The 24,684-nt window shown below is 35.7% G+C and carries 26 protein-coding genes and 2 pseudogenes; 19 read left to right on the top strand and 9 right to left on the bottom strand.

The features are described from left to right. Positions 1-2: 2 nt before the first annotated feature. Positions 3-803: a formate/nitrite transporter family protein gene (locus NST77_RS03650; RefSeq protein ID WP_341122740.1), complete on the top strand. Its 801-nt coding sequence runs from the start codon at positions 3-5 to the stop codon at positions 801-803. A 170-nt stretch (positions 804-973) separates the two neighbouring features. Here NST77_RS03650 and NST77_RS03655 read toward each other — a convergent pair whose 3' ends face one another. The 3 genes and pseudogenes from NST77_RS03655 to NST77_RS03665 all read right to left on the bottom strand — a co-directional run bounded on the left by NST77_RS03655 (position 974) and on the right by NST77_RS03665 (position 4,188). Next, complete coding sequence (locus NST77_RS03655; protein WP_095332253.1) at positions 974-2,323, bottom strand: sigma-54 interaction domain-containing protein; 1,350 nt, start codon at positions 2,321-2,323, stop codon at positions 974-976. Positions 2,324-2,523: 200 nt separating this feature from the next. Continuing rightward, positions 2,524-3,482 (bottom strand): annotated as a pseudogene (locus tag NST77_RS03660) (DUF561 domain-containing protein). 28 nt (positions 3,483-3,510) lie between these two features. Next, a complete protein-coding gene (locus tag NST77_RS03665; RefSeq protein WP_445668902.1) occupies positions 3,511-4,188 on the bottom strand; it encodes an MFS transporter in 678 nt (225 codons plus the stop codon). A 23-nt stretch (positions 4,189-4,211) separates the two neighbouring features. On the opposite strand from NST77_RS03665, the gene NST77_RS03670 reads away from it, so the two are divergent. Together NST77_RS03670 and NST77_RS03675 are read left to right on the top strand one after the other, a co-directional pair. After that, the gene (locus tag NST77_RS03670) at positions 4,212-5,516 is read left to right on the top strand and encodes an IS91 family transposase (protein WP_083967595.1); all 1,305 of its coding nucleotides are present in this window, start codon (positions 4,212-4,214) and stop codon (positions 5,514-5,516) included. Positions 5,517-5,538: 22 nt separating this feature from the next. Then, the gene (locus tag NST77_RS03675) at positions 5,539-5,682 is read left to right on the top strand and encodes a hypothetical protein (RefSeq protein WP_341122616.1); all 144 of its coding nucleotides are present in this window, start codon (positions 5,539-5,541) and stop codon (positions 5,680-5,682) included. A gap of 17 nt (positions 5,683-5,699) precedes the next feature. Here NST77_RS03675 and NST77_RS03680 read toward each other — a convergent pair whose 3' ends face one another. Both NST77_RS03680 and NST77_RS03685 read right to left on the bottom strand, forming a co-directional pair. Further along, positions 5,700-6,329 (bottom strand): MFS transporter, encoded by a 630-nt coding sequence (locus NST77_RS03680; protein ID WP_341122741.1) that lies wholly within the window; start codon positions 6,327-6,329, stop codon positions 5,700-5,702. Between the two features lie 11 nt (positions 6,330-6,340). Then, a complete protein-coding gene (locus tag NST77_RS03685; RefSeq protein ID WP_341122742.1) occupies positions 6,341-7,921 on the bottom strand; it encodes an acyl CoA:acetate/3-ketoacid CoA transferase in 1,581 nt (526 codons plus the stop codon). A 490-nt stretch (positions 7,922-8,411) separates the two neighbouring features. Between NST77_RS03685 and NST77_RS03690 the strand changes: the two genes are divergently transcribed. Beyond that, positions 8,412-8,555, top strand: coding sequence for a hypothetical protein (locus tag NST77_RS03690; RefSeq protein ID WP_164463598.1), 144 nt, complete (start codon positions 8,412-8,414; stop codon positions 8,553-8,555). A 64-nt stretch (positions 8,556-8,619) separates the two neighbouring features. Here NST77_RS03690 and NST77_RS03695 read toward each other — a convergent pair whose 3' ends face one another. Then, entirely contained in the window at positions 8,620-8,997 is a 378-nt protein-coding gene (locus NST77_RS03695) for an SLAP domain-containing protein (RefSeq protein WP_095332261.1), read from the bottom strand. A 72-nt stretch (positions 8,998-9,069) separates the two neighbouring features. Beyond that, complete coding sequence (locus NST77_RS03700) at positions 9,070-9,273, bottom strand: hypothetical protein (protein ID WP_341122743.1); 204 nt, start codon at positions 9,271-9,273, stop codon at positions 9,070-9,072. A gap of 194 nt (positions 9,274-9,467) precedes the next feature. Between NST77_RS03700 and NST77_RS03705 the strand changes: the two genes are divergently transcribed. The 6 genes from NST77_RS03705 (at position 9,468) to NST77_RS03730 (ending at position 14,403) form a co-directional block, all read left to right on the top strand. Then, positions 9,468-10,094, top strand: coding sequence for a metal-dependent hydrolase (locus tag NST77_RS03705; RefSeq protein WP_095332265.1), 627 nt, complete (start codon positions 9,468-9,470; stop codon positions 10,092-10,094). A gap of 154 nt (positions 10,095-10,248) precedes the next feature. Further along, positions 10,249-11,379 carry a DUF4236 domain-containing protein gene (locus NST77_RS03710; RefSeq protein WP_341122744.1) on the top strand — a complete coding sequence of 377 codons (1,131 nt, stop codon included), beginning with the start codon at positions 10,249-10,251 and terminating at the stop codon, positions 11,377-11,379. Positions 11,380-11,533: 154 nt separating this feature from the next. Next, the gene (locus tag NST77_RS03715; RefSeq protein WP_341122745.1) at positions 11,534-12,730 is read left to right on the top strand and encodes a GTP-binding protein; all 1,197 of its coding nucleotides are present in this window, start codon (positions 11,534-11,536) and stop codon (positions 12,728-12,730) included. 129 nt (positions 12,731-12,859) lie between these two features. Then, positions 12,860-13,129, top strand: coding sequence for a 30S ribosomal protein S14 (gene rpsN / locus NST77_RS03720; RefSeq protein WP_095332269.1), 270 nt, complete (start codon positions 12,860-12,862; stop codon positions 13,127-13,129). A 26-nt stretch (positions 13,130-13,155) separates the two neighbouring features. Then, positions 13,156-13,407, top strand: a complete 252-nt coding sequence (locus NST77_RS03725; RefSeq protein ID WP_047941460.1) for a type B 50S ribosomal protein L31 — start codon at positions 13,156-13,158, stop codon at positions 13,405-13,407. 105 nt (positions 13,408-13,512) lie between these two features. Then, the gene (locus NST77_RS03730) at positions 13,513-14,403 is read left to right on the top strand and encodes a fructose bisphosphate aldolase (RefSeq protein ID WP_123257334.1); all 891 of its coding nucleotides are present in this window, start codon (positions 13,513-13,515) and stop codon (positions 14,401-14,403) included. Positions 14,404-14,520: 117 nt separating this feature from the next. Here the strand turns inward: NST77_RS03730 and NST77_RS03735 are convergent, their stop codons facing one another. Together NST77_RS03735 and NST77_RS03740 are read right to left on the bottom strand one after the other, a co-directional pair. Continuing rightward, the gene (locus NST77_RS03735; RefSeq protein ID WP_341122746.1) at positions 14,521-15,768 is read right to left on the bottom strand and encodes a DUF438 domain-containing protein; all 1,248 of its coding nucleotides are present in this window, start codon (positions 15,766-15,768) and stop codon (positions 14,521-14,523) included. Then, positions 15,761-16,009: a DUF1858 domain-containing protein gene (locus NST77_RS03740; RefSeq protein ID WP_123257336.1), complete on the bottom strand. Its 249-nt coding sequence runs from the start codon at positions 16,007-16,009 to the stop codon at positions 15,761-15,763. Before NST77_RS03740 ends, NST77_RS03735 begins: the two co-directional genes overlap by 8 nt. Positions 16,010-16,331: 322 nt before the next feature. On the opposite strand from NST77_RS03740, the gene NST77_RS03745 reads away from it, so the two are divergent. The 9 genes and pseudogenes from NST77_RS03745 to NST77_RS03785 all read left to right on the top strand — a co-directional run bounded on the left by NST77_RS03745 (position 16,332) and on the right by NST77_RS03785 (position 24,413). Next, positions 16,332-16,781, top strand: coding sequence for a PTS sugar transporter subunit IIA (locus NST77_RS03745; protein ID WP_235850318.1), 450 nt, complete (start codon positions 16,332-16,334; stop codon positions 16,779-16,781). 15 nt (positions 16,782-16,796) lie between these two features. Then, positions 16,797-17,084, top strand: a complete 288-nt coding sequence (locus NST77_RS03750; RefSeq protein WP_095332275.1) for a PTS sugar transporter subunit IIB — start codon at positions 16,797-16,799, stop codon at positions 17,082-17,084. Between the two features lie 20 nt (positions 17,085-17,104). After that, a complete protein-coding gene (locus tag NST77_RS03755; protein ID WP_235850319.1) occupies positions 17,105-18,367 on the top strand; it encodes a PTS ascorbate transporter subunit IIC in 1,263 nt (420 codons plus the stop codon). 52 nt (positions 18,368-18,419) lie between these two features. Next, a complete protein-coding gene (locus NST77_RS03760; protein WP_095332277.1) occupies positions 18,420-19,007 on the top strand; it encodes an SIS domain-containing protein in 588 nt (195 codons plus the stop codon). 79 nt (positions 19,008-19,086) lie between these two features. Then, complete coding sequence (dapA, locus tag NST77_RS03765; RefSeq protein ID WP_095332279.1) at positions 19,087-20,013, top strand: 4-hydroxy-tetrahydrodipicolinate synthase; 927 nt, start codon at positions 19,087-19,089, stop codon at positions 20,011-20,013. Continuing rightward, positions 20,000-20,635, top strand: a complete 636-nt coding sequence (locus NST77_RS03770; protein WP_095332281.1) for a ketohydroxyglutarate aldolase — start codon at positions 20,000-20,002, stop codon at positions 20,633-20,635. Before dapA ends, NST77_RS03770 begins: the two co-directional genes overlap by 14 nt. A gap of 106 nt (positions 20,636-20,741) precedes the next feature. Then, complete coding sequence (locus tag NST77_RS03775) at positions 20,742-22,823, top strand: BglG family transcription antiterminator (RefSeq protein WP_095332283.1); 2,082 nt, start codon at positions 20,742-20,744, stop codon at positions 22,821-22,823. 259 nt (positions 22,824-23,082) lie between these two features. Further along, positions 23,083-23,196: pseudogene (locus NST77_RS03780) on the top strand (hypothetical protein); the annotation flags it as partial. Positions 23,197-23,534: 338 nt separating this feature from the next. After that, complete coding sequence (locus NST77_RS03785) at positions 23,535-24,413, top strand: AraC family transcriptional regulator (protein ID WP_235850320.1); 879 nt, start codon at positions 23,535-23,537, stop codon at positions 24,411-24,413. The last annotated feature ends 271 nt before the right edge of the window (positions 24,414-24,684 follow it).

Consider the following 24,684-nt stretch of genomic DNA (forward strand, 5'->3'; position numbering starts at 1 on the left):
TTATGAAAGAGGTTATTACTGCATTTAGTAATACGGCATTAATGAAAAGCAATGCTTTAACTGCAAGTAAAAAGAAGTATTTAGTTGGTTCGATGCTTGCGGGTTTTTTTGTTGGATTAGGAATTATTCTTATTTTTACTATTGGCGGCTTACTTGGTGCGACCGGTTTTGCAGGTACCAAAATTGTCATGGGAGTCTCCTTTGGGATTGCATTGAGTTTAGTTATTATGGCAGGGGCTGACTTATTTACCGGTAATAATATGGTAATGACAATAGGCATGCTGGAGAAGAAAGTCACATGGAAGGATACTGGGAAAGTATGGGGATACAGTTATATCGGTAACTTTATCGGTTCTATTCTCGTAGCATTATTATTTAGCTATTCTGGTTTGGCAGTTGGAGGGTTAGCGGATTTTATAACAAACGGAGCGGCAGCGAAAATGAATGCTCCTTTTATGGAATTATTGATTCGAGGGATTCTCTGTAATATTCTCGTTTGTTTAGCTGTTTGGTGTTCCGTAAAATTAAAGGATGAAACAGCGAAATTAATTATGATCTTTTGGTGTCTGTTTGCCTTTATTACATCAGGGTTTGAACATAGTGTCGCCAATATGACCTTATTGTCTATTGCACTTATCATTCCTCATCCTGAAACTGTATCGATTGGCGGACTAATTGCTAATTTACTGCCAGTTACAATTGGAAATATTATCGGTGGAGCTGTTTTTGTAGGAGCTGCCTATTGGTATCATATTTCGGAGAAGACACAAGCAGTGGTTAAATCTTTTAAAAAAGAGGCTTAAATTTACTTGTTTATGTGAAAAATATCACAAAAAGCTATCTGATAAGAAGATAGCTTTTTTTATTGCTTATTTTACTTATAGGAGGGAATAGTTGTCGCATACAATTAGAGGCAACTGAATATAAAGGGATTTTACCATATTCTTAACGGCACTGATGGAGCCTCGTTTGATTATAAATCTTTTAATACTTTTTCCATCTTCTTTAGTTTACGATAAATTACGGACCGGTCAATCCCTAACTTTTTTGCTGCTTCTGTGCTATTATTATTGCATATTTCTATCATTTGTTGAATATATCGTCCTTCTGTAATAGCAGTGTAATCTTTTAGTTGAGATAGTTTGCTCATATTGCTTTTAATAAAGTAATCAAGAGTAAACCAATCCGTTACTTGTTCTTCCTTTTCTCTCATCACAGTTTGTTCTGTTAAAACCAATCGTTCAATATAGTTTCTTAGTTCTCTTGCATTTCCTGGCCACTCTTGATGAAGCATGTATTCAAATTCCTCTGCTTTAAAGCGATAATTAGTACCATAATTATCATTAATATTCTGCAAAAAGTAAGAGAGTAACCCAACTAAATCTGGCTTTCGATGCCGAAGTGGGGGAATATAAATAGGAATGACATTAATTCGATAGTACAAGTCCTCTCTAAATTTATTCTGTTGCACAAGGCCCCATAAATCACAATTAGTAGCAGTAATTACCCTACAGTTGATAGGGATTTGCTTTGTTCCACCAATGCGGCGCAGTTCGTTTTCCTCTAGTACTCTTAATAGTTTTGCTTGCATTTCTAAAGGTATTTCGGAAATTTCATCTAAAAATAAATAGCCATTATTTGCTTCCTCTATCATCCCTTTTTTTTCGTCAAATACACCAGCTAGCACACCTTTTTCATATCCAAATAGCTCATATTCAAATAAAGAATGCGGAATAGCTGCACAATTAATTGTAATAAATGGCCCATCTGCTCGGTCGCTATGTTGATGAATATATTTTGCTATGACTTCTTTTCCAGTACCAGATTCGCCATAGATAAGTATTTTACTATTGTAATGAGAAATCTTTCTACATACTTTCATTATTTGCTTCATAGCTAAACTTTCTACTACTAATTTTTGCTGTTCTCTTTTTTTCTCTTGTTCTTCCATTTTATTAACGGAATCAACTTCAATGAAGGTTTGCTGATTTTCTATTTTGATATTATTGGAAGTGGTTACAACTAATTGCACTTCACCACTTTTATATAAGAGGGGTGTTGCAGTGGATCTAATATTAAACCCTCTATTGGTTTTAATTGTTTTGCATACTTTTTGTTTTGTTTGAATGGCCTCCATTGTAATGGAATGTTTATAATATCCTGCTTTAACTAAGTCCTGTACATTTAGCTGCAATAGCTCTTCTAGTGACATTCCTAATGTTAGAGCAGTAAATTCATTAGAAATTAAAATGTTTCCTGAACCGTCCGTAACAAATAAACTGGAGGGTGAATCAATAAATGGTTGCATTGTTTTTTCAGTCATCAATGATTTCCATCCCCTTTGTATAAAAACTACTTACACCTTCTAATTATAAGGGGCTACATAGTATGTGCTCGTCCTAATTATGTCTATTTTAAGGAAAAAAATAGATAGATGAGCAGGAAGGGTTCTTTGAAAATGGAACAAATTAGCAGAATGGAAACAGCCAAATAGTGCTCCGTTCTTGACTGTTTCTCGGTCATTTAATTATTAACTGTTTCTTTAGCGGGAAAAGATAGATTTGCTAGCTTTCTTTGTACTTCCTCTGCTTCTATGAACAGTGTTGTAATCATTTCTTCTACTGTAGTAAGTTCATTACATAAGCCACAAATTTGGCCAGCCATAACAGACCCTCTATCAATATCGCCCTCAAAAACTGCTTTTCTTAACGAGCCTAATGACAATTTTTCTAAGTCATCTCTTGAGGCATGCTGCTGTTCTAGTTTTAGGTATTCATCAATCATACTGTTTTTAATACTTCTAACAGGTCCGCCTAAACTTCTGCCTGTTACTGTTGTACTCGTATCTATTGCATCAAGCACTGCTTTTTTTACATTTTCATGAACAGGACATTCATAAGTAGCTAAGAAACGTGTACCGATCTGTATACCTTGTGCTCCCAATGCAAACGCAGCCACAATTCCTCTTCCGTCAGCGATACCTCCTGCTCCAATAACGGGAATAGAAACAGCGCTTACTACTTGAGGTAATAAAGCCATAGTGGTAGTCTCTCCAACATGACCTCCAGCTTCGGTACCTTCAGCTACAATAGCGTCTGCTCCTAATGCTTCCATTTTTTTGCGATTTTCACAGAAGGAACAACCGGGATAACTTTTATGCCATTCTCTTTAAAAAGCGACATGTAAGGGGCTGGTGTCCCAGCTCCTGTTGTGACAATTTTTACTCCTTCTTCAATAATAACATCGATTAATTCAGGAATATTATTCATCATCAACATCAAATTTACAGCAAATGGGTTGGTGGTAATTTCTTTTGTTTTTCGAATTTCTTCCCGTAAAGCGTCTGCGGATAGACCACCAGAAGCAATAATTCCTAATCCGCCTGCGTTTGAGACTGCTCCAGCTAATGGTGCAAAAGCAATTTGTGCCATTCCCCCTTGAAAAATTGGATATTTAATATCTAATAATTTTGTAATACTCATTTTTTTTCTCCTCCCAAGGTTATTATATTTATACTATTTTAGTAGAACTTGTAATTGTTTTAGGCTGTTTATTCTCCATTGATTTATATATAAATGTTAATATCAATCCAACTAATGAAATGATTAATGCAATATAAAATGCGTTTGTAAAATCTCCATTATTTAATTCTGCAACAGTATTGGCGATTCTTGGCCCAAAAAAGGCTGCTGCAGAATAGCCAATAAAGGTAACCCCATAATTAACACCATAAAATTTCATTCCAAATTTTTCGCCGACAATGGAAGGGAAAATCCCCATTGTGCCGCCAAAGCATAATCCGATTCCGATAATAGCAACAGCAAAACCAATTACTGATGTTGATAATGCAATGGTTAAAAGCATGGAGGCGATGACAATATAAATTAACATTAAACAGATAGTACGTCCTAATTTATCAGAGATTGCTCCCCAAAAAATACGTCCAAAACAGTTGCTAAGTGAGTATAAGCTCACGAAAAGGGCTGCACTAGCAGCAGATAGCCCAAACATACTTTGAGCAATAACTGATGCATTGGAGGTTACCATCATTCCTGATAATGCTCCAATCATGAACATACTAGCAATAATATAAAAAATAGGTTTTTTAATCATTTCTCTCCAATTTATTTGAACACTGGCTTTTTTAAAAGATAAGAAAGTATAAAAATTTGGGTCTACCACAGTCATTTAAGCTGTGGTATTTTCATTTTATGGAGACCAATATATTGAGAAGAATATTTTTTGATAAACACCAACATTGGGAAGCTTTCAAAAGAAAACACGGTGCTAAAATCCGCCCTATCGTAATTAAGGAGGTTGAGAAATTTCGAGATTGTGGGGATATCAAAAATGGATTTAAGTTATTTGTGTGTGAAGGTTGTCATGATGTGCGAAAGGTTCCTTACCGATGTAAAGGTCGATTTTGTACCACGTGCTCTGTTGGAGAAAGTGAAGAATGGAGTAGGTTACTTACTGAAGATGTTCTTCAGGTTAATCATCGGCACGTAATTTTTACGATTGATGAAGGACTAAGAGATGTATTTCTCCTTCACCGACATCTATTAAAAGATTTAATGGATGCTTCTGCAAGACTACTTACTGACTTCTTCAAAAAGAAAGCAAAGGTAACACCTGGGATTATTGCTGGACTCCACACTTTTGGTTCAAGGGTCAACTTCAATCCTCACGTACATATGTTAGTTACAATGGGTGGATTAACAGAAAAAGGAGAATGGAAGCAGTATGATTTCTTGCCATTTACGATGCTTCGTAAACAATGGCAAACGGTCGTATTAAAATTAATTAGAAACGGAGTTTCACCAAGAGAAAAGAAAAGAATCCAACCAAGACTTCAAAAGGCGTTCACCAATAATGGCGAAGGCTTCTATGTGTATGCACCTAAACAGAGGGGAAAAATAAAAGAACAACTTCGTTATATTGGCCGTTATATTCGTCGACCAGCGATTGGAATCAATCGGATTGAGGCATATGATGGGCAATTCGTTACGTTCAAATATAAGGATAAAACTGACGGAAAAGACAAATCCGAAACCGTAAGTGTCGAAGAATTTATTTCACGTTTAATTCGCCATATCCCAGACGAGCAATTTAAAACTATTCGGCATTACGGTATGTATTCAAGAAGATCAAAAAACTTGTGTAAAAAAGTGTTGAGTACTTGGCAACAAAAAGCAAGACGTTGGGTTGTAAAAGTTAAGAAAACCTTACGTCGCCAGACGTGGCGTGAAAGAATAGTAGCCAGTGGCAAGAAAGACCCTCTCGTTTGTCAGAGGTGTGAATGTTACTATGAATACAAGGGAGAAGTCTGCCTTGAAAATGGTAAATTAGAAATAAAGGTAGCCTTATGCAAAACTACAAGAGCTTATTTAGAAAGGATGATTAACGATCTCACCGGTATCAAAAACCCGCAAAAAGGGAAAGAAAAAGAAGAAAAACATAAGCCTAAACCAGTCCAAGCAACAGAGCGTCAGCTATGTTTGTTTGGCGTGTCATGAGAAAGAAGAGATTCCTATTAACGTGGTAAGGGATTTCGATTTAATGGATGATGGAGATCCGACAACTCCTCCTATGTTTGCATGTGAAAAATGTGGGGGTGAAATGTATCCTGAGTATTATAAAGGGGTACATGGCATAGAGTACAAATTATCGGATATTCTCTAACCATGAAAAGGACCGGGCTATGCCCGGTTTTTCTTATTTTCGTTTTTATTCCCAGGAATCGTCCATCCATCAGGTAAATAATTATTAGGACAAACTTGAAAGAAGAAGCTGCAGGCCATGATTATTATTAAGAAAGAGATTCCAATGGTTATTAATGCAAATTGAACATCGTAGGTTGTAATGAGGGCATTAGCTATAGGTGCGATAATAATTGTTCCTCCTCCATAACCAGCTGTTACAATCCCTGTTCCTAAACCTCTTTTGTCTGGAAATAGCTTGACTGTGTTTCCAATCGTTGCCGAGTAAACAATTCCTTGACCAATACCAGCCAATAAACCGTAAGTAATATATAGTACCCATGGAGTTGCTGCAAGTCCGGAAAAAACAAATCCAAACCCAAACATTAAGCCTCCGATAATAATGGCTTTTTTAGCCCCGCCTTTGTCTACAAGTTTTCCACCAATGATCATAGGAATAGGAGAAATAGCTGCATTGATGGTGAAAGCAATCATAATAGTAGACATACTAGCATGGAATTTTTCTGTTAATGGTAATGCGAATACACTGAAAGCATAGACGGCACCAACACATATATTGATTAAAGTGGATGCAGTTAAAACACTCCACCTGTTGATATTAGTATGCATAGCTAATCCTCCTATATAGTCCTAACTAGCTGTTTTTGATTTAAAATGGAATGTAATTCCCCCCAATGTTCTAAGAACATTTCCTTATCCATTTCTTTTAAATCTGGAGAAATGACAGGAGTAAATTCCATTTGATGGAGGATATTTCTTTCTAAATCCACTCCTGGAGCAATTTCAGTTAACGTCACTTTTCCATCTATTAACTCGAAAACAGCTCGTTCTGTCACATATAAGACAGGTTGATTAGTCTGTGCAGCATACCAACCGCTAAAAGTTACTTGTTGTACTTTCTTTATGAATTTTTTCACCTTGCCTTCTTGAAGAATTTTTAGTTTTCCATCATTAATTGCAATTTTTAATCCAGCTGCAGTAAATGTTCCAGCAAAGACAAGTTTTTTTGCTGATTGTGAAATATTGATAAAACCTCCACAGCCTGCTACTCTAGTACCAAATTTACTTACGTTGACATTACCAAATTCATCTGTTTGAGCTAATCCAAGTACAGAAAGGTCAATACCTCCTCCATCATAGAAATCAAATTGAGCATCATGGTCAAGAATTGCTTCAGAATTGTAGGCATGGCCAAAGTCTTTAAGACCAGCTGGAATGCCTCCAATTGAGCCCGCTTCCGTTGTTAATGTCAGTAGTTCACTTACACCTTCTTCGGCTGCAATAGTAGAAACGCAGACAGGAATGCCAACTCCAAGGTTTAAGATAGAGTTTGGCGTTAATTCTTTGGCAGAACGTCTCGCGATGATCTTTCTCTCATCTAATGGAATAGACTCGATATTTTTAACTGGAACTTTAATGTGGCCAGAAAATGCTGGGTTATAGTAAGTATTTTCGGTTTGAAAGTGATTTTCTGGTTTGGATACAACGATATAATCTACTAAAATACCAGGAACTTTAATATCTTTTGGATTTAATGTACCATTTTTGGCGATGGATTCTACTTGAGCAATAACAATCCCCCCAGAGTTGCGGACTGCTTGTGCTATCGGTAATACCTCCATATGAAGTCCTTCTTTTTCTAAGGTAAGATTGCCATTTTCATCAGCTACTGTTCCTCTAATTAAGCCAACTTGTATGGGAAATGCTTTGTAGTACAGCCATTCTTCTCCTTCTAAATCAATTACTTTTACGATTTCTTTTTTTGTTGAAAGAGACATTTTCCCACCTTCTAAACGTGGATCAACAAATGTTCCTAAGCCAACTTTGGTAATAACCCCAGGGCGTTTAGCGGCAATTTCACGATATAATTGTGTAATGACACCTTGAGGCAAATTATATGCTTCACATTTGTCTTCCTCAATTAATTTGGCAAGTCCTGGAGAAGCAGAGGCAATTCCGCCAATCCATCTCTTTATTAGTCCCTGATAGGCTAGATGACTCATCCCTTTATCTTTACGGTTTCCTACAGCACTAGCATGAATTACCGTTAAATCTCTTGGATGACCATTTTGGAGAAAGGCTTCTTCTATTGCAATTCCCATTTCTTCTGCCCAGCATGATAATCCAAACCCGCTGGCTGCGATTGTATCATTATCCTTTATCAATAGAGCTGCATGTTTAGATGAAATTACTTTAGACATGTTAAACACTCCCTTGTGATTTAATTCACATAATCAGCTGAATTTATTTGTGAATATTTTCACTAAGATAATATAACGTTGGATGAAATGAGTCAATAAAGGGAAGGAAAGCGAAAAAGAGAAGAAAAAAGTGTAGCATTTTTGCCGTTTATTTTCCATGATTATGGAGCTAGCTGGATAGAAAAAGGGAATGATAACAAAGTAGAGGGAGGGGGAAGTAGCAAGGTGTGCTGATTTCATCGTCAAGAGAAGTGTTGTCTATAAGCAACAATAGGAGAACTAAAGGATTAGGAAATAAAAGTAATGGGAGTTTCCTAGGTTGTTTTCCAGCATGAGGTTTATGAAATTAGAGAGTTTTATATAAATAAAAAAATTATAAAAAAAGATAAAAATGAAAATGAGCAATAATGCTACACTTAAAGGTACGTATATCGTGCTCCTTTATGAACAAAATAAAACAATAAATAGATAAAATCACATTTTAAAGGATGTGCAAAAAATAGTTACAAGTGAAGTGCTTCAACCTATTCAACAATATAGTAAACCATTTAAGAATATAGAAGATTTACGAGATTTAATTAAAGCTGCAAGTAAAGCAAAATATGTATTATTAGGAGAAGCTACCCATGGATAACAAAAATGGAGGCTAACGATTTAGTGTTAACCTCCATTTCGTATGAATGATTATAGTTTAGCACCTAGCTGAACTTTATTGTTCCATTCTTAAAAGAAGTTGTCATTTGATAAGAACCTTTAGGGAAAATAAATGTCCAAGGCATACTTGTATGGGCTGGGATAACAAAATCCGGAAGGGTGAAAGTTCTTTCAGCAATGATATCTCCGTTAATAGAATAAGCCAATTTAGTATCATGGAATGACAGTGGACTATCTGTGAAATTATGAACCAATACAGACACAAGCAATGCCTCTTTATGATTAATTGCTTCACGGATCGGAGAGAAAAGGATGTTTAAACTTGTTAAATCCTTAGTTTCTCGGAAGATTTTTTCTATATTTATTCGATCCTGAGGTGCTAATTGTTTATCCCAGGAAGCTTCAAATAGTAATTGCTGCATATGCACAAAACCACCTTTTGAAGTGAGTGTAACATAAGTGAATAAAAGAATCTATTAATGCTGACTTACACACTAATTATTTTTTCTAGACAGTAAATTTAAGATGAAATCTAAACCGAAAGCAACTAGCAATCCTGACCAAAAAATGATGGTTGTGCTAAAAGGCTCCTTCTGGAAAAACAGGGAACTAGTATAGTTGACAAATAACAATAATAAATAGACGTAGAACCCGGCTATTGTCCCTTTTCGCCAATTAGCTTCTTCACTGTTAGACATTTTTCTGAAAAACATTTCTTATACACCTACTTTAATTTTCTGGGTTACCATTATTTTACCATGAAGATTAACTAGTTTTTAGATTAATAGTCATTATCTATTTTTTGTAAACGAAATTAAGTCTAAACAGAACAAATGTTTTGGTGTAGAATAGTAATGTTGCAAAATTATTAAATGTTAGAGGGGTAATCAACTTGAATGGAACATCACATGCTGTAATTGGATCAGCGACTGGATTTATTGTTGCTCATACGGTGCAATCCACACCATCGGAGACACTCTTGTTTGTTTCTATAGGAGCAGTGTCTGGATTAATTCCCGATCTTGATATTGATGGAAAACTTAGAGGGAAAATTACTTTGCCTCATCAAATGATTCAGCTATCTGCCCAAGTCATCGGAATAATGATGATTCTATATAGCTTCTTTGATAGAACAGCGTTAGAGAGGTGGATGGGTGTCGGAATCGGTATACTGATTTTATTTATCGCATCTTTGATTAAACAAAAACATATGCTTACAATCACGGGTATTGCTGTACTCATGGGGGGGATATCTTTAGAAGAGCGCTGGATTATTCTGCTAGGAATTTATATCATGATTGCATCTTTTACTTCCCATCGAAGTTATACACACTCCATCTTAGGCGTGATCTTTTTTGGAATTATTGCAGCTGATTTAGAGACTTCGCTCGGTATTAATGGATTGTTTTACACTTGTATAGGCGGATACATAAGTCATCTACTAGCTGATTTGAAAATACTGCCAGTTAATAAGCGCGGTGTTAAACTGTTCTTACCTTTATCATCAAAGGAATTTTAATTAGTTGATAGTTATCTATCTTTATACATAACTAGAAGTTAGATAGGAAGAATCCCCCATTCAGGCGTGAGGAGGATTCTTTCTATTGGAAGCATAAATCATCAACATTGTCTAATCAGGTATAATCGAAGTTTTCGCGGGATTAGGTTATAATATGGAAAAAAAAAGAGGGGCGTTAAGAATGGGATATGGTTTTCGCAAGAGTTTTAAAATAGCTCCTGGTGTTCGTGTAAATGTGGGCAAAAAAAGTGTAGGAATAAGCGCTGGTGTAAAAGGACTAAGATACAGTGTGAACTCACGAACAGGCAGTAGAGTAACAGCAAGTATTCCGGGGACAGGATTATCCTATAGTACCTCAGGATCAGGAAGCAGAAGTAGAAAATCGCCTGCCTATCAAAGACAAACTGATATAAATAGAAGACAACGAGAGATAGCAAAGCTAAATGAATTAGAGCAGGCAAGGCTTGCGGTGGAGGCATATGAAAATACGATCGAGCGTATCCATAGCATTCATATAGAAGCAGATGATTCTATTAATTGGATTAAAGTGAGAGGTTCAGAACCACCTTATCAACTTCCAAGTGGAGAAATGGGAGAAAAGGAAAAAGCGGCATTGCAGAAGCTGCAAAATTATAAACCAAGCCTTTTTTCTAAACTCTTCAATCGAGAAGCTGCGGAACAGAAGCTGCGAGAAGAAGTGATAGCAGCAAGCGAACAGGATAAACAAGAATATCTTGCCTGGGAGCGAGACGTACAGGTTGCTACAAAGGTGTTAGAAGGGGATATAGATACATATTTTCAAGTTATCGAGGAATTTGCTCCATTAGATGACTTAACGGAATTTGGAAGCGGGTTTGAATTTGGCTGCGAGGACCCGAAAGTAATGGAAATTGAATTTGAAGTAAATACAGAGGATGTTGTTCCGAAAGAACACTTATCTTTAACGAAAACAGGGAAACTTTCTAAAAAACAAATGCCGAAGGGAAGGTACTTTGATATTCAACAAGATTACGTATGCAGCTGTGTAATCCGAATTGCCCGTGATATGTTTGCTTTATTACCCTTACATACGGTCTATATCCATGCAGTCGATAATCGTTTAAATACCGCAATCGGATATGTAGAGAAAATCACCATTCTATCTGTCAAATTAGAAAAAGGCAAACTAAATAGATTAAATTTTGCTAATATCGACTGCTCCGATGCTTTAGAAGCTTTCAAACACAAAATGCATTTCAAAAAGACTAAAGGCTTTGAACCAGTCGCTCGATTAGCGATAAATTAAGAGAATCAGAGGAGACAATTCTAATGAGGTCAATTTTAATGCAAGGAACTCAGAAGAACGTTTCCTTGATACCCTTGCATTTTTTTATTAATGAGTTTATTATATAAATCGTAATGATTACGATTTATAAGAAAATAATAACGGGAGTGGAAAAATGAAAAAAATACCAGTTACAGTGTTAAGTGGCTATTTAGGGGCAGGGAAGACGACTTTACTGAATCATATATTACATAATCGAGATGGGGTGAAGGTTGCAGTAATTGTAAATGATATGAGTGAAGTGAATATTGATAGTGAATTAGTGCAAACGGTAGGCGGATTTTCCCGAACAGAAGAGAAGCTTGTGGAAATGTCGAATGGCTGCATTTGCTGTACATTGCGTGAAGATTTGCTTGTTGAAGTAGAAAGGCTGGCGATAGAAGGGGATGTTGATTATATTTTAATTGAATCCTCGGGTATTAGTGAGCCTATCCCGGTTGCCCAGACTTTTTCTTATATTGACAAAGAGATGGGGATTGACCTAACAAAGTTTTGCAAGCTGGATACAATGGTAACGGTCGTAGATGCAAATCGCTTTTGGCATGATTATGAGTCAGGAGACTCTTTGCTCGATCGAAAAGAGGCAGTGGGAGAAGAGGATGACAGAAATGTCGCTGATTTATTAATCGATCAAATTGAATTTTGCGATGTTCTCATCTTGAATAAATGTGATTTAGTAAAAGCGGAGGATTTGGACAAATTAGAGAAGGTAATTAGAACATTACAGCCAGTTGCTAGAATTATTCGCACAGTGAACTGCGCGATCGATCCGCACGAAATACTAGATACGAATCTATTTGACTTTGACCGGGCTAGTGAATCGGCAGGCTGGCTCAGAGAGTTAAATTTGGGTCCGAACATGCATACTCCAGAAACAGAGGAATATGGAATTAGCTCGTTTGTTTATTCTAGCAAAAAGCCATTTCATTCAGAACGTTTCAATGATTGGTGCCATTCTATGCCACTCTCTATTGTACGGGCGAAAGGGATAGCATGGTGTGCGACGAGGAATGACTTAGCATTATTATTATCGCAGGCAGGTCCTTCCGTAAGTATTGAGCCAATTTCTTACTGGGTTGCAGCACTTCCAGAAGTTAGGCAAGAGGAAATTTTGAAGGTCAATCCTAGTTTGCGCGGAAATTGGGACCCTCAATTTGGAGACAGACATACAAAACTTGTATTAATCGGAATGGATTTAAATGTAGAGCTTATAAAAAAGGAACTGGATGAATGTTTATTAACAGAAGAAGAGTTTCTTGGAGAGTGGCAGCAGTTGAGAGATCCATTTTATTGGCAGCTATCAGCAAGATGATTTCGCAGAAGCAGAAAACTTGTAAATCGTAATCATTTCGTTTTAATATATAAGAAGAGTATAAAGTAAATATTTTTTGATAAGGTAAATCGTAATGATGACGATTTGTGGAAAAGGAGGAAAAACAGCTTGGCAAAAAAATCAAAGGTAGTAAAAGAAAGAAAAAGAAGAGAAATAGTGGAGAAATACGCTGAAATTCGCAGAGAGTTGAAGGAGAGGGGCGATTTTGAAGCATTAAGAAAACTGCCGAGAGATTCCTCACCTACTAGGTTAAAAAATAGATGTGAAGTTACAGGAAGGCCGAGAGGTTATTTAAGAAAATTCAAAATGTCTAGGATTGCATTTAGAGAGTATGCGCATAAAGGACAAATACCTGGTGTGAAAAAATCTAGCTGGTAATAAGAAAAATTGGAGGAATGATTAGTATGAAAAAAGGAATACATCCAAATTATCAAGAAGTTGTTTTTATGGATGTTAATAGCGGATTCCAATTTTTATCTGGATCCACTAAACAATCAAAAGAAGAAATTGTTTGGAAAGATGGAAAAACCTACCCGCTTCTAAAAGTAGAAATCAGTTCTGATACACATCCTTTTTATACTGGACGTCAAAAATTCTCCGATCGTGGTGGTAGAGTGGAACGCTTTTATGAAAAATATAAACAAAAAAAGTCATAATAAAAGAGGTGTGTTTTCCGTTTTCTTTTCTAATGAAATGTTTTAACTCCCTTGCGAATGTGAATAATTTAAGTAGAACGTGCAATTGAAAAGGAGGATAAAAATATGAACAGCCAATTAGAGAGAATGAAAACGAAAAAAGGGTTCATTGCTGCATTAGACCAAAGTGGTGGCAGTACGCCAAAAGCGCTGCTTCATTACGGAGTGCCAGAAAGTGCTTATACGAATGACGAGGAAATGTTTGATTTGGTACACAAAATGCGGACAAGGATTATTACTTCCCCAGCATTTAATTCTGAATATATTCTTGGAGCAATCTTATTTGAACAAACGATGGATAGCAAGATTGAAGGTATGTATACGGCGGATTATTTAGCACAGAAAAAAGACATCCTTCCCTTTTTAAAAATTGATAAAGGATTAGCAGATCAAGCAAATGGAGTTCAGCTAATGAAGCCAATCCCAGATTTGGATGAAATTTTGCGACGTGCCAATGAACGCAATATTTTTGGAACAAAAATGCGTTCTGTTATTAAGGAAGCTAATCGAGATGGAATTAAAGAAGTTGTGGAACAACAGTTTGAAATAGGAAAACAAATAATAGCAGCAGGCTTAGTACCAATTATCGAACCGGAAGTAGATATTTATAGCCAGGATAGAGAACAGTCTGAGGCTATTTTGAAAGAAGAATTGTTAAAGCATCTCGATGACCTAAACGAAAATGAAAATGTCATGTTAAAGCTATCGATTCCTGCTATTGCGAATACTTATAAAGAATTAACCACCCATCCACGAGTAGTTCGAGTAGTTGCCCTTTCAGGAGGATATAGCAGAGAAGAAGCAAATCAAAAATTAAAAGAAAATGACAATATAATCGCAAGCTTCTCTAGAGCTCTAAGCGAAGAACTAAACGTCAATCAATCAGAGGAAGAATTCAATCAAAGCTTAAAAGAAGCTGTAACCTCTATTTACGAAGCTTCCACCGTCAAGAAATAACAGAAACATTTTTAATTGTAATGCCGTTTTAATAAGGAAAAACCGAATATTAGAAGATGAGAAAAAGAAATTTTAAATGGAAAGGCTCTGATATTGTTTATCAGAGCCTTTATATGATTAATCAAGAATTCTTTTTTCTCCGTCTATCGCTTGGATAGGTTGTATATTCTGCGTGAACTCCAGTGTTCCCATATATTCGCTTTGTTCATTTCTTACAGCAAAGTACCGTATATATACATATTTATCTTTGAATTTAATCCAAAAGTCTTCACTATCTTTTTTTCCTGATTTAAAGTCATTTAATAACTTTTCTACTACATGCACGCTTTTAGGTGGATGACAGTTTTGGACAGTTCGTCCAATGACAGCTTTTGTTCGGGCAAAAATTCTTTCTTTTCCATGAGAAAAATAACGCACCACATCATCTTTATCAATAAAGGTAATATCCACTGGCAAATGATTCAGCATCAGCTCAAGCTGTTTGACAGATAAAATTCCAGTTTCAAAATGAATCAATCCACTTTCGATCTTATCTAAAGCAGAGCTCTCTTGCATAGATACTCGCTTTGGAATCCACTTTTCGACCGGTTTGATCAAACAATAGCCAATTTCCTCGCTTTCCGCTGCAATTTTTATCCATTCATCTTCGGTTAATGTGCTTAGGGCCATTGGAAAGAGAATATTCTCTTCTTTAAAAATCATTTCAGTAGCTTCTTGAATGATAAAGTAAATATTATTCAGAATGTCTTGTTTTTCCCCATGATAGTCTTCCAATTGTTGCTTGGCTAATTTGATAGCTGCACGAATTCGATCATCTACTCCCCACATTACCTGGGTTGGTCCATATATACCGTATTTTTCAAGAAAGGGGAATAGTAAATTTTCTTTGCGGCTATAGTGTTTATCGATTTCTACTAATAATTGTATATCTTCTGAAAGTTTTTGGAGATTTTTGGGAGAATCTTCTTTTTCAAATCGTTCATAATGAAGCTGAAGCTTGAAATTCACCAACAAATCAATTTCCTTATTTTCCAGTTTAAAAGTATGGATGGGATGTCCTGCTTCTTCTTCTGCTTTTTGTGAAGTGGAGGCATGAATATCATCAATAGATCCTTTGAATACTGCTGTGTGCACAGAACATAATCGTTGTACCTCTTCAACTGGGATACCTTCCTCTTCCATTAATGCTTGTTCAAGCTGTGATATTTCCGATACCGATATATTACCAACTGCTTTTTCAAATTGAGCTTTTACTTCTTCCACGGACCTGCCAGCATGTAAATCTTTCATAATTTCTTTTAAAAGCTGCTGGCGCTCAGAAGCATCTTTTTTTAATTCTGTTCGATTGTTAATTAATTCACTCATATGTGTCCCTTCTCTCTTCTATAATTGTAAATCCATGATCTATACAAGTTTGCTTTACTGTGTTCATTGATATTTTTCTCATGCGACACCCTTTTGGAATCGTCATTATTCGTCCGGCAGTTTGCATCATCCGAGGATCTGTAATCTTTTCAAAGCCAAGATCTTTTAAAACGCTGACTAATTCTGGATAAGTAGTGGTTAGTTCCAAGATGGTTAGATTTAAATCTAATACTTTAGCCAATCGATAACACCTCTTTTGCTGATAATAATTCTCAATGGAAGTATAACAAAATAACCAAAACAAAAATGTGATGGAAATCACACTTTAAAAATAAGGGATAAACAATAGTACACTTACAGGAGCCATTTTATTTAGGTTCATGATTTGTTTCAGTTGCCAACAAAATAAGAACTCAATGATCGTTGAAGAAGAAAGCGCTACAAACTACAATTTAATTAAAGGTGATCACCTTAAAAATAAAGACATGGAGGATGTATAGCTTAAAAGAGAGTTAATACAAAAAGGCTGAAAATGAAAAAAGGAAGCTGCTTTAAAGGAGGTAGTGATATTGTTAAGCAATATCTTAGAAGAAGAATTTATCCAATTAAATGTGAGGGTGGATAATTGGGAGGAAGCAATTAGAAAAGGTACACTACCTCTCGTAATGAAAAACAAAATAACAAAAGAATATGTCAATAAAATAATCGAAATTGCTAAAACAATAGGACCATATATTGTCATTACTAAGCATGTAGCTTTACCACATGCTCCTGCAGAATTTGGGGCAAAGGAAACAGCAATTGGGATTACTACTTTAGAATATCCTGTTAGGTTTGGAAATGAAGCAAATGATCCTGTTAAGTACTTGTTCTGCTTAAGTGCTACAGATAGTAATAGTCATTTGGAAGCATTGGCAGAATTGGTAAAACTCTTGGAAAATGAGGAGTTTTTTAAGCTGTTAGATACAAGCAGTAGTCCGAAAGAGATATTTTCATATATTAGTAAAATTTAAAAGGGAGAGATTTCTATGTATAAAGCATTAGTAGCGTGTCGAGCAGGTGTAGGTTCAAGTTTGATGCTAAAGATAAAGGTAAATGAGGTTGTGAAAGAAAATAAACTGCCTATCCAAGTCGAACACTCCTCATTGGATGGAGTGGCTGGGTTTGATGGCGAAATATTAATCACACTTGTCGATGTTGCACAGGAATTGAGTAATAAAGGAATAAAGCAGCATATTATTGGTATTGCAAATATTGTAGATAAAAAAGAAATTCTTGAAAAATTAAATGCATTTTTACAGCAAACGGAAATTTGAATAGAAGGAGCTGTTAGTAAATGATGCAATTCATAATTAGTTTATTTAGTAATCCTGCAATTATTCTAGCGTTAGTTGCATTGATTGGATTGCTGGCACAAAAAAAGGCAATGACAGAAGTAATGACTGGCACCTTTAAAACACTGATTGGGTTTTTGATCTTTGGAATAGGTGCTAGTACGATGACAGCTGCATTGAAAAACTTTAATGTCTTATTCCAAGATGGCTTTGATTTAACTGGAGTTGTCGCATCTCCAGAAGCCGCAACAGCCCTTGCACAATCTGAGTATGGGTTTGTTGTATCCTGCACATTGATTTTAGGGTTTGTAATGAATCTAGTTTTTGCAAGAATAACTCCTATGAAGAATATTTTTTTTACAGGAGGGCATAGTTTATTCTTTGCATGTGTACTGTCGCTCATTATTAAATCGTATGGGTATTCAAATACTATTTCAATCCTTGTTGGCGGGGTTATTTTAGGTTTTTGTTCAGCCGCTTTACCGCAATTATGTCAGCCTTTTATGCGGAAAATTACAGGCAGCAATGCTACTGCTATAGGGCATTTTAATATGTTAGGCTATGCTTTATCAGGCAGTATTGGAATGTTATTCAGCAAACATCAAGAGAAAAGCACGGAATCAATTAAATTTCCTGCTTGGTTATCCTTTTTTAGAGATTTTCTGATGGGAATGGCTGTTATCATGTTGATTCTTTTCTATGTCTCTGCTCTAAAGGCGGGAAAAGATGTTACACAAGAATTAGCTGGTACAACCCACTGGCTAGTCTTCCCTTTAATCCAAGCATTTATGTTTACAGCAGGGATGTCGATTTTAATGACAGGAGTACGTATGTTTTTGGCCGAAATTACAGCAGCTTTTGTGTCTATCTCGGAGAAATTTATCCCAAATTCGCGTCCGGCTCTAGATGTTCCAACTGTCTTCCCATTTGCGCCAACAGCAGTAATTGTTGGTTTCCTGTCTGCGTATGTAGCTGGACTTTTGGCAGTATTTATTATGGTGCTTTTTGATTTCCCAGTTGTTATTATACCTGCTGCTCATATTGCTTTCTTCTCAGGAGGAACGGCTGCGGTTTTTGGTAACTCAACAGGGGGCTGGAGAGGAGCAGTTGCAGGATCATTTGTTGTTGGCTTATTACTAGCCCTCTTACCAACAGTTCTTTATCCGGTATTTGCTGGTATGAACATTGAAGGGTCAACTTTTCCAAATATTGACTACAATATTACTGGTATGCTTCTCAATAAATTCTTAAGCTTTTTCCACTAAGTTTTAGTTAAGTTATGGGGAAAAAGAAATCAAGAGGAAAGGAAAAGAAGAAATGAGTGAGGCGAAGAACTATTTAGAAGCGATACAAGAAGAGATGAATCAATTAATCAATCATATTTCCATAGCTAATCTAGAAGAAGCAAAGTCCTGTATTATTAATGCTGGAAAAAAAGGAAAACGATTACATCTCACTGGTATTGGAAAACCTAGCTATGTTGCCCGTTATAGTGCATCTTTATTATCCTCTACCGGAACTCCAGCCTACTTTTTAGATGGAACAGAAGCAATTCATGGCTCGTCGGGTCAAGTAGTGGAAGGAGATGTCGTAATTGCCATTTCCAATAGTGGAGAGACAGAGGAATTAAAAAAGACGATTCACACTTTAAGAGAAAATGGGGCAATTATCATTTCCCTTACAGGGAATCTGCAGTCCTCGATTGCTCGGCAAAGCGACTTTGCAATTTTTGCAGGTGTATCAAAGGAGGGGGATGGTCTTAATAAGCCTCCTAGAGCTTCTGTTGTTGCTGAACTGCTTGTACTGCAAACCTTATCAGTATTACTTCAAAATGAGATAGGCTTGGATGCACAAACTTATGTAAAGTGGCATCCAGGTGGAACCCTTGGACAATCCATTAAATAATAGGGAATTTTAAAAGGCTATAGAGGAAGAAACTTTTTCTATAGCCAGCAAAATAAATACTTTAACAGAGGTGAAGATAATGAGGCCTAGTGGAATCATCACGGCAATGGTTACCCCTTTCGATCAGGAGCAAAAGATAGATATACAAGCAACACGTAATCTAGTAAATCGCTTAATCCGTTCAAAGGTGGCTGGATTATTTATTTTAGGTACGAATGGAGAATTTCATGTTTTATCAAGAGAGGAAAAAGTCGAATTTGCCTCACTTGTCATTAATGAAACAAATAAACGCGTTCCCATTTTTGTAGGAACTGGGGGGAATAACACAGCAGAAGTCATTTCTCTATCAAAAGAAATGGAGAAGCTGGGAGCAGATGCACTTTCTGTCATTACGCCATATTTTCTGTCGTTAACAGAAGATGAATTATATCATCATTATAAAAAAATTGCTGAATCGGTAAGTACTCCAATATTACTTTATAATATTCCGAAAAATACTGGTATTCACTTAAGCCCGCCATTAGTAGCACGACTGGCTAAGGTGGATAATATAGTAGGAATTAAAGATAGCAGCGGGGACATTGAAAATATTAAAAACTATATTAGCGTGACAAAAGAAGAGGCTTTTTCTGTTTTATCTGGGTCTGATTCTTTAATTTTAAAAGCTTTAGATGAAGGAGCGACAGGAGCAATTGCCGCAACTTCGAACTTATTAACATATATAGATGTTTCTATTTATAAGCATTGGCAAAAGGGAGAAAGACAGGAAGCGGAAGAAGCACAGCAAAGTTTAGAGGAGCTGCGTCGAGTATTAAAACTCGGTTCCACCCCTTCTATCTTAAAAAAGGCAATGGAGCTTGCGCAGATTCCAGTTGGGCCAGCTAGGTATCCAATCTTAGAACCAAAAAGTGATGTAATCGAAGAAATTAACTCGGTAATAGCAGCATATCTACAAAAATATCATCAATTATCGTATGAAGGGGCTGCTATTCATGTACAAAAATAACATTCTTAATAGAATCGAAAATACAGCAATTATGGCAATTGTAAGGGTAGAAACATTAGAACGTGCCTATGAAATTGCAGATGGATGCTTAGCTGGAGGAGTAGATGTATTAGAAATTAGCTACACATTACCAAATGCGGGGGAAATTATAAAGGGGTTAAATGAGAAATATGGTGCTCGTTTACTAGTAGGGGCTGGTACAGTCTTAGATACAGAAACAGCAAGATTAGCGATATTAGCTGGAGCGAAATTTATCATTGCACCAAATTACAAAGAAGAAGTTAGTAGAATATGCAATCGATACCAAGTACCTTATGCTCCAGGCTGTACAACCATTTCGGAGATGGTGGATGCGATGGAATCAGGTGCTTCCATGATTAAAGCATTCCCGATTTCTAATTATTACGGATCCCAGCTTGGAACAGTTTTTAAAACACCGATTCCTTATATGCCTATAATGGCTTCTGGAGGTGTAACGATTGATAATATCATAGAGTGGTTTGAAAATGGAATTGACTGTGTAGGAATCGGTAGTTTGTTAACAAAAGGAACATCATCACAAATTGAACAAAATGCTAGAGAACTTGTAGAAAAATTAAGGGAATATCGAAACAAGAAGTGAAACATAGAGAATAAAGCAAGAGAAATAGTTAATGAGAAATAAGGCAGCAATCATTAGTCTATTTCTCTTCTATTATTAAATGTATCAATAAATGGAGTGAAGTCATTTGCTAGATGAACGATCATACCTCATTATCCAAAAAATTATGGAACGCCCATTTATAGAAAAGCAAAACTTACAAGAACAAACGAAATTAACGCAAAGACAAATTGATTATAGCCTAGAGAAAATAAATAGCTGGTTAGCATCCCATCATAAAAAACCAATCGAAATAAATAGCTACAACCAAATTTCTGTTGACTATGAAACGAGGGAATTATTAATAAATGAGGTATCAAATACTATTCCAGTTGATGAGTATGTGTTAAGTAGTGAGGAACGGATACAATATATGTTTCTTTATCTTTTCATAAACATAGAGTATCTGTCGATAAACCATTTCATTGATGCTTTAAAGGTTGGCAAAACAACAATAATGGGAGATTTAAAAGCTTTAGCTGCAAAATTACAGCATAGGGGAATTTCTTTGGGATACAATCGGAAACAGGGATATCATTTGGTAGGAACCGAGAGCGAGATACGCTATTTAGGATTAAAGTTAATAGTAAAAGAATTAAATACAAATAATAACACCAAATTATTTGGCTATTTTTTACGAGAAAATCATCTTGAAAGCTACGAGCAAATGAAGCAAATTGTATTATTTTATTCGAATAAACATAAGATTCATTTTATCGAGAACAGGTTAACAGAATTTATTTATTCCTTTTTATTTTTAAAGACAAGATTAAAAACGAAGGAATCTGTTAACTTCATCCATGAATGGAAATCGGTTAAATCTACAAAAGAATATCAGTTTGCAGAAGAGCTATTATCATTTTATCATTTGCAGAAGGAAGATAATATTTGCTACTTAACAGCCTGGGTACTAGGTCTAACATTAGGGGAGGCTGATGAATATCGCGAAGATTTTCCACTTATTATGGACTTGGTTGAACATATCCGCATGCGTTTTGAATCTTTTTCCGGCATTCGCTTTGAACATCCAAGAGAAGTATCTAAGCAAATTTTCCGGCATTTCCGATCTGCCTATTATAGATTGCTTTTTCATTTGCCGATCGTTAATCCACTGTATGAGAAGATTATAGAGGAATACAATCATCTATTTACTATCGTGAATGAAACGATGAAGCCGCTTAGCGTGCTATTTAAACATCCTATTCCCGCCGAAGAAGTAGCCTATTTGACGATTCATTTTGCATCCTTATCCAGGAATGAAAAAGAGGGAAAGGTAAATAAAAAAGTAGGTGTGATTGTTTGTCCAAATGGAGTGGGGAGTTCCTCTATTACGCATACCGTTTTAAAGTCTATTTTTCCCGAGTTCACTTTTTTAGCTCCTATCGAAACACAACAGCTGGATAAAATAGACGTTGATTATGATTTGTTATTTTCTACCGTACCAGATATTCGCTTGTTTTATACGAAAAAACCTGTTTTTATTGTAAGTCCTGTTATGGATATAGCAGAAAAATATCGGTTAATAAGAGATGTTTATACAGAGCTGGGGAATTCCTTTTTTAAATTGCCCAGTGTAGAATTAATTACGCAAATTGTGGAGAAGTATGCTGTAGTGAAAGAAAAAGAGCAAATGAAGCGAGAATTATACGAGTACTTTGCAGTAAATGAAAAAGTAGAGCTAAAAAAAGAGCAGGGACCAAATTTAAGTGAAATTATCTCCCCAAATCTTATTCAATTACATGTATTGGCAAAGAATTGGCAAGATGCCATTTCTTTATCTGCCTTACCATTATTACAAGAAAGAAGAATAACAGAAAATTATATTCAAAAAATGATCGAAAATGCTAGGAAAGATGGTCCTTATATGGTCATCATGCCAAATGTCGCGCTTCCCCATGCAAGACCAGCAGATGGCGTAAATCAATTATCCATAAGTATAGCTGTATTGAATGAGCCAGTATACTTTGATAAACATACTAATAAACCGGTTCAATTTGTCTTCTGTTTGGCAGCCATAAATCAGGAATTTCATTTGAATGCACTTTCACAGTTAGTACAATTGCTGGAAAAAGAGGAATTTTATCATATCTTAAAAACAAGTAATACTTCTGAAGAGGTTTTTGATTATATATGCTACCAGGAAGAAAATAATATAAAGCTAGTGCCATAATAAGGGATGAGTGCTAGTAAAACAAGGAAGGCAAGGCACCGATGAAGAGAAGGTGCCCTGCCTTATTGAATTTCTGAATGGAACATAGGTACACCGTAGAACGGTCCACCGGATTACCTTATTGGGTGATGTGCTCTTGGCTGGCTACAACGATTTCGATGTTGTTTTCTTGGGCATATGAGATTTATCAAGACTTAACCAAAAGTTGATAGTGGAATAGTTAAATACAGTTGATATGAATAACTAATAATTGAGTGTTTTGGGAAATGTATTTGAAAAACTAAAAAATTATATTAATGGAGAATGTGTAGAAAGCAAAACGATTACATATAAAGATGTATATTACCCAGCTACTAAAGACATTATCAAACAAGCTCTACGAAGTCGCACTATCTGCGAACTCATGCACTCGTGGATTTGTTTGCCTATATCGATGTTATACTAACAATGTTTTATCGAGATAAATTCACCTACTATTTATCCATCTTTTTGAGAGTAGGAAGATTTTGAAAATTCTATTACTGCTCTTGAAAATAGTTATTTTGTAAGGAATAACCAATAAAATTAAATATAATTTTGTAATTTTAAAAGGTGACTATCATAAGAATAGAGAATAAATAAGAGTAAAATTTTCAGTAAAGATATTAGTTGGGGATGGTGGCAAGTTTATTTTTAAATGAATTGAAAACGCTTTAAATAGGAGGGTTAAGGATGACGGAAAAAATAATCGCACTCTATCGTTTAATGGATAAGGTGGAAACTTATGAAGATTTTAGTTACCACTCTCATGATAGATATGAAATATACTACTTTCATGGGGGAGAATGTAAATATTTAATTGGTGATCGTATTTATCGTTTACAGGAGGATGACTTAATTATTATGAATGGCCTAACATTACATCGAGCCTATCCTGAGCCTGGGGCTTATTATGAGCGCAGTGTGATTGAATTTTCTTCCGAATGGCTGCGGCCACTTTTAAACAATTTAAATGTCCCGGAACTGCTATCGCCATTTAATCAATTGAGCAATACTTTATTTCATATAAAAGATAAAGAACAGTCTGCTGAAGTAAAAGCATTAATAAAGAAATTGGCAGAGAAAGTGAAAAGATCCAAGGAAGAAAACGCAGGCGACGTTCGCTTCCAAGTGGGAGAGTTAACAGCGATGCTGATGCAGCTTTTATTTAAGGTTTATGAGTTAAGTAAGCAGCAGCTTGAACATAATATTCATGCTGAATCTGATAAAAATCTTCATGTCAAAAAAATGATTGAATGGATTGATACGCATTTCTGTGAACCAATCACGTTAGATGATATTGCCCATCATTTAAATATTAGCAAGTATTATATGTCGAGAATTTTTAAAGATGTAACAGGATATACAATTATGCAATATATCATGAGCTGTCGAATAAACCGCGCCAAATATTTACTGGAGATCCATCCAGACAAATCGATTCTTGAAGTATCTCTTGAATCAGGATTTGAAGATTCCTCTCATTTCAGTCGTTTTTTTCGAAAACAAATGAAACTAACTCCTACAGAATACCGTAATAGCAAAGCAATTCGTATGAAAAACACGAATTAAGCTAAATTCTCCCACCATGTCTCTACAGCAACGATTTTTAAATATGATTATTTAAAAGAGCAATAAAAAACAATTTCTTCATCAGATTACACAATTCTATCCACGTTAAAAATAGATAACTTTCATACAATGGAATCAGAAGGGAACATAAACACGTAACCTCGATAAAAGTAATAGTATTGTTTATAGAAATGAGCATGCGAGATATAGTTAGTATCTCGTGTTTATTTCTACAAAATTGAAAGCGTTGTCATATTGTGGTAAAAGTAAA

Source organism: Niallia sp. FSL W8-0177, from assembly GCF_038006285.1.
Taxonomy (GTDB): domain Bacteria; phylum Bacillota; class Bacilli; order Bacillales; family Cytobacillaceae; genus Niallia; species Niallia circulans_A.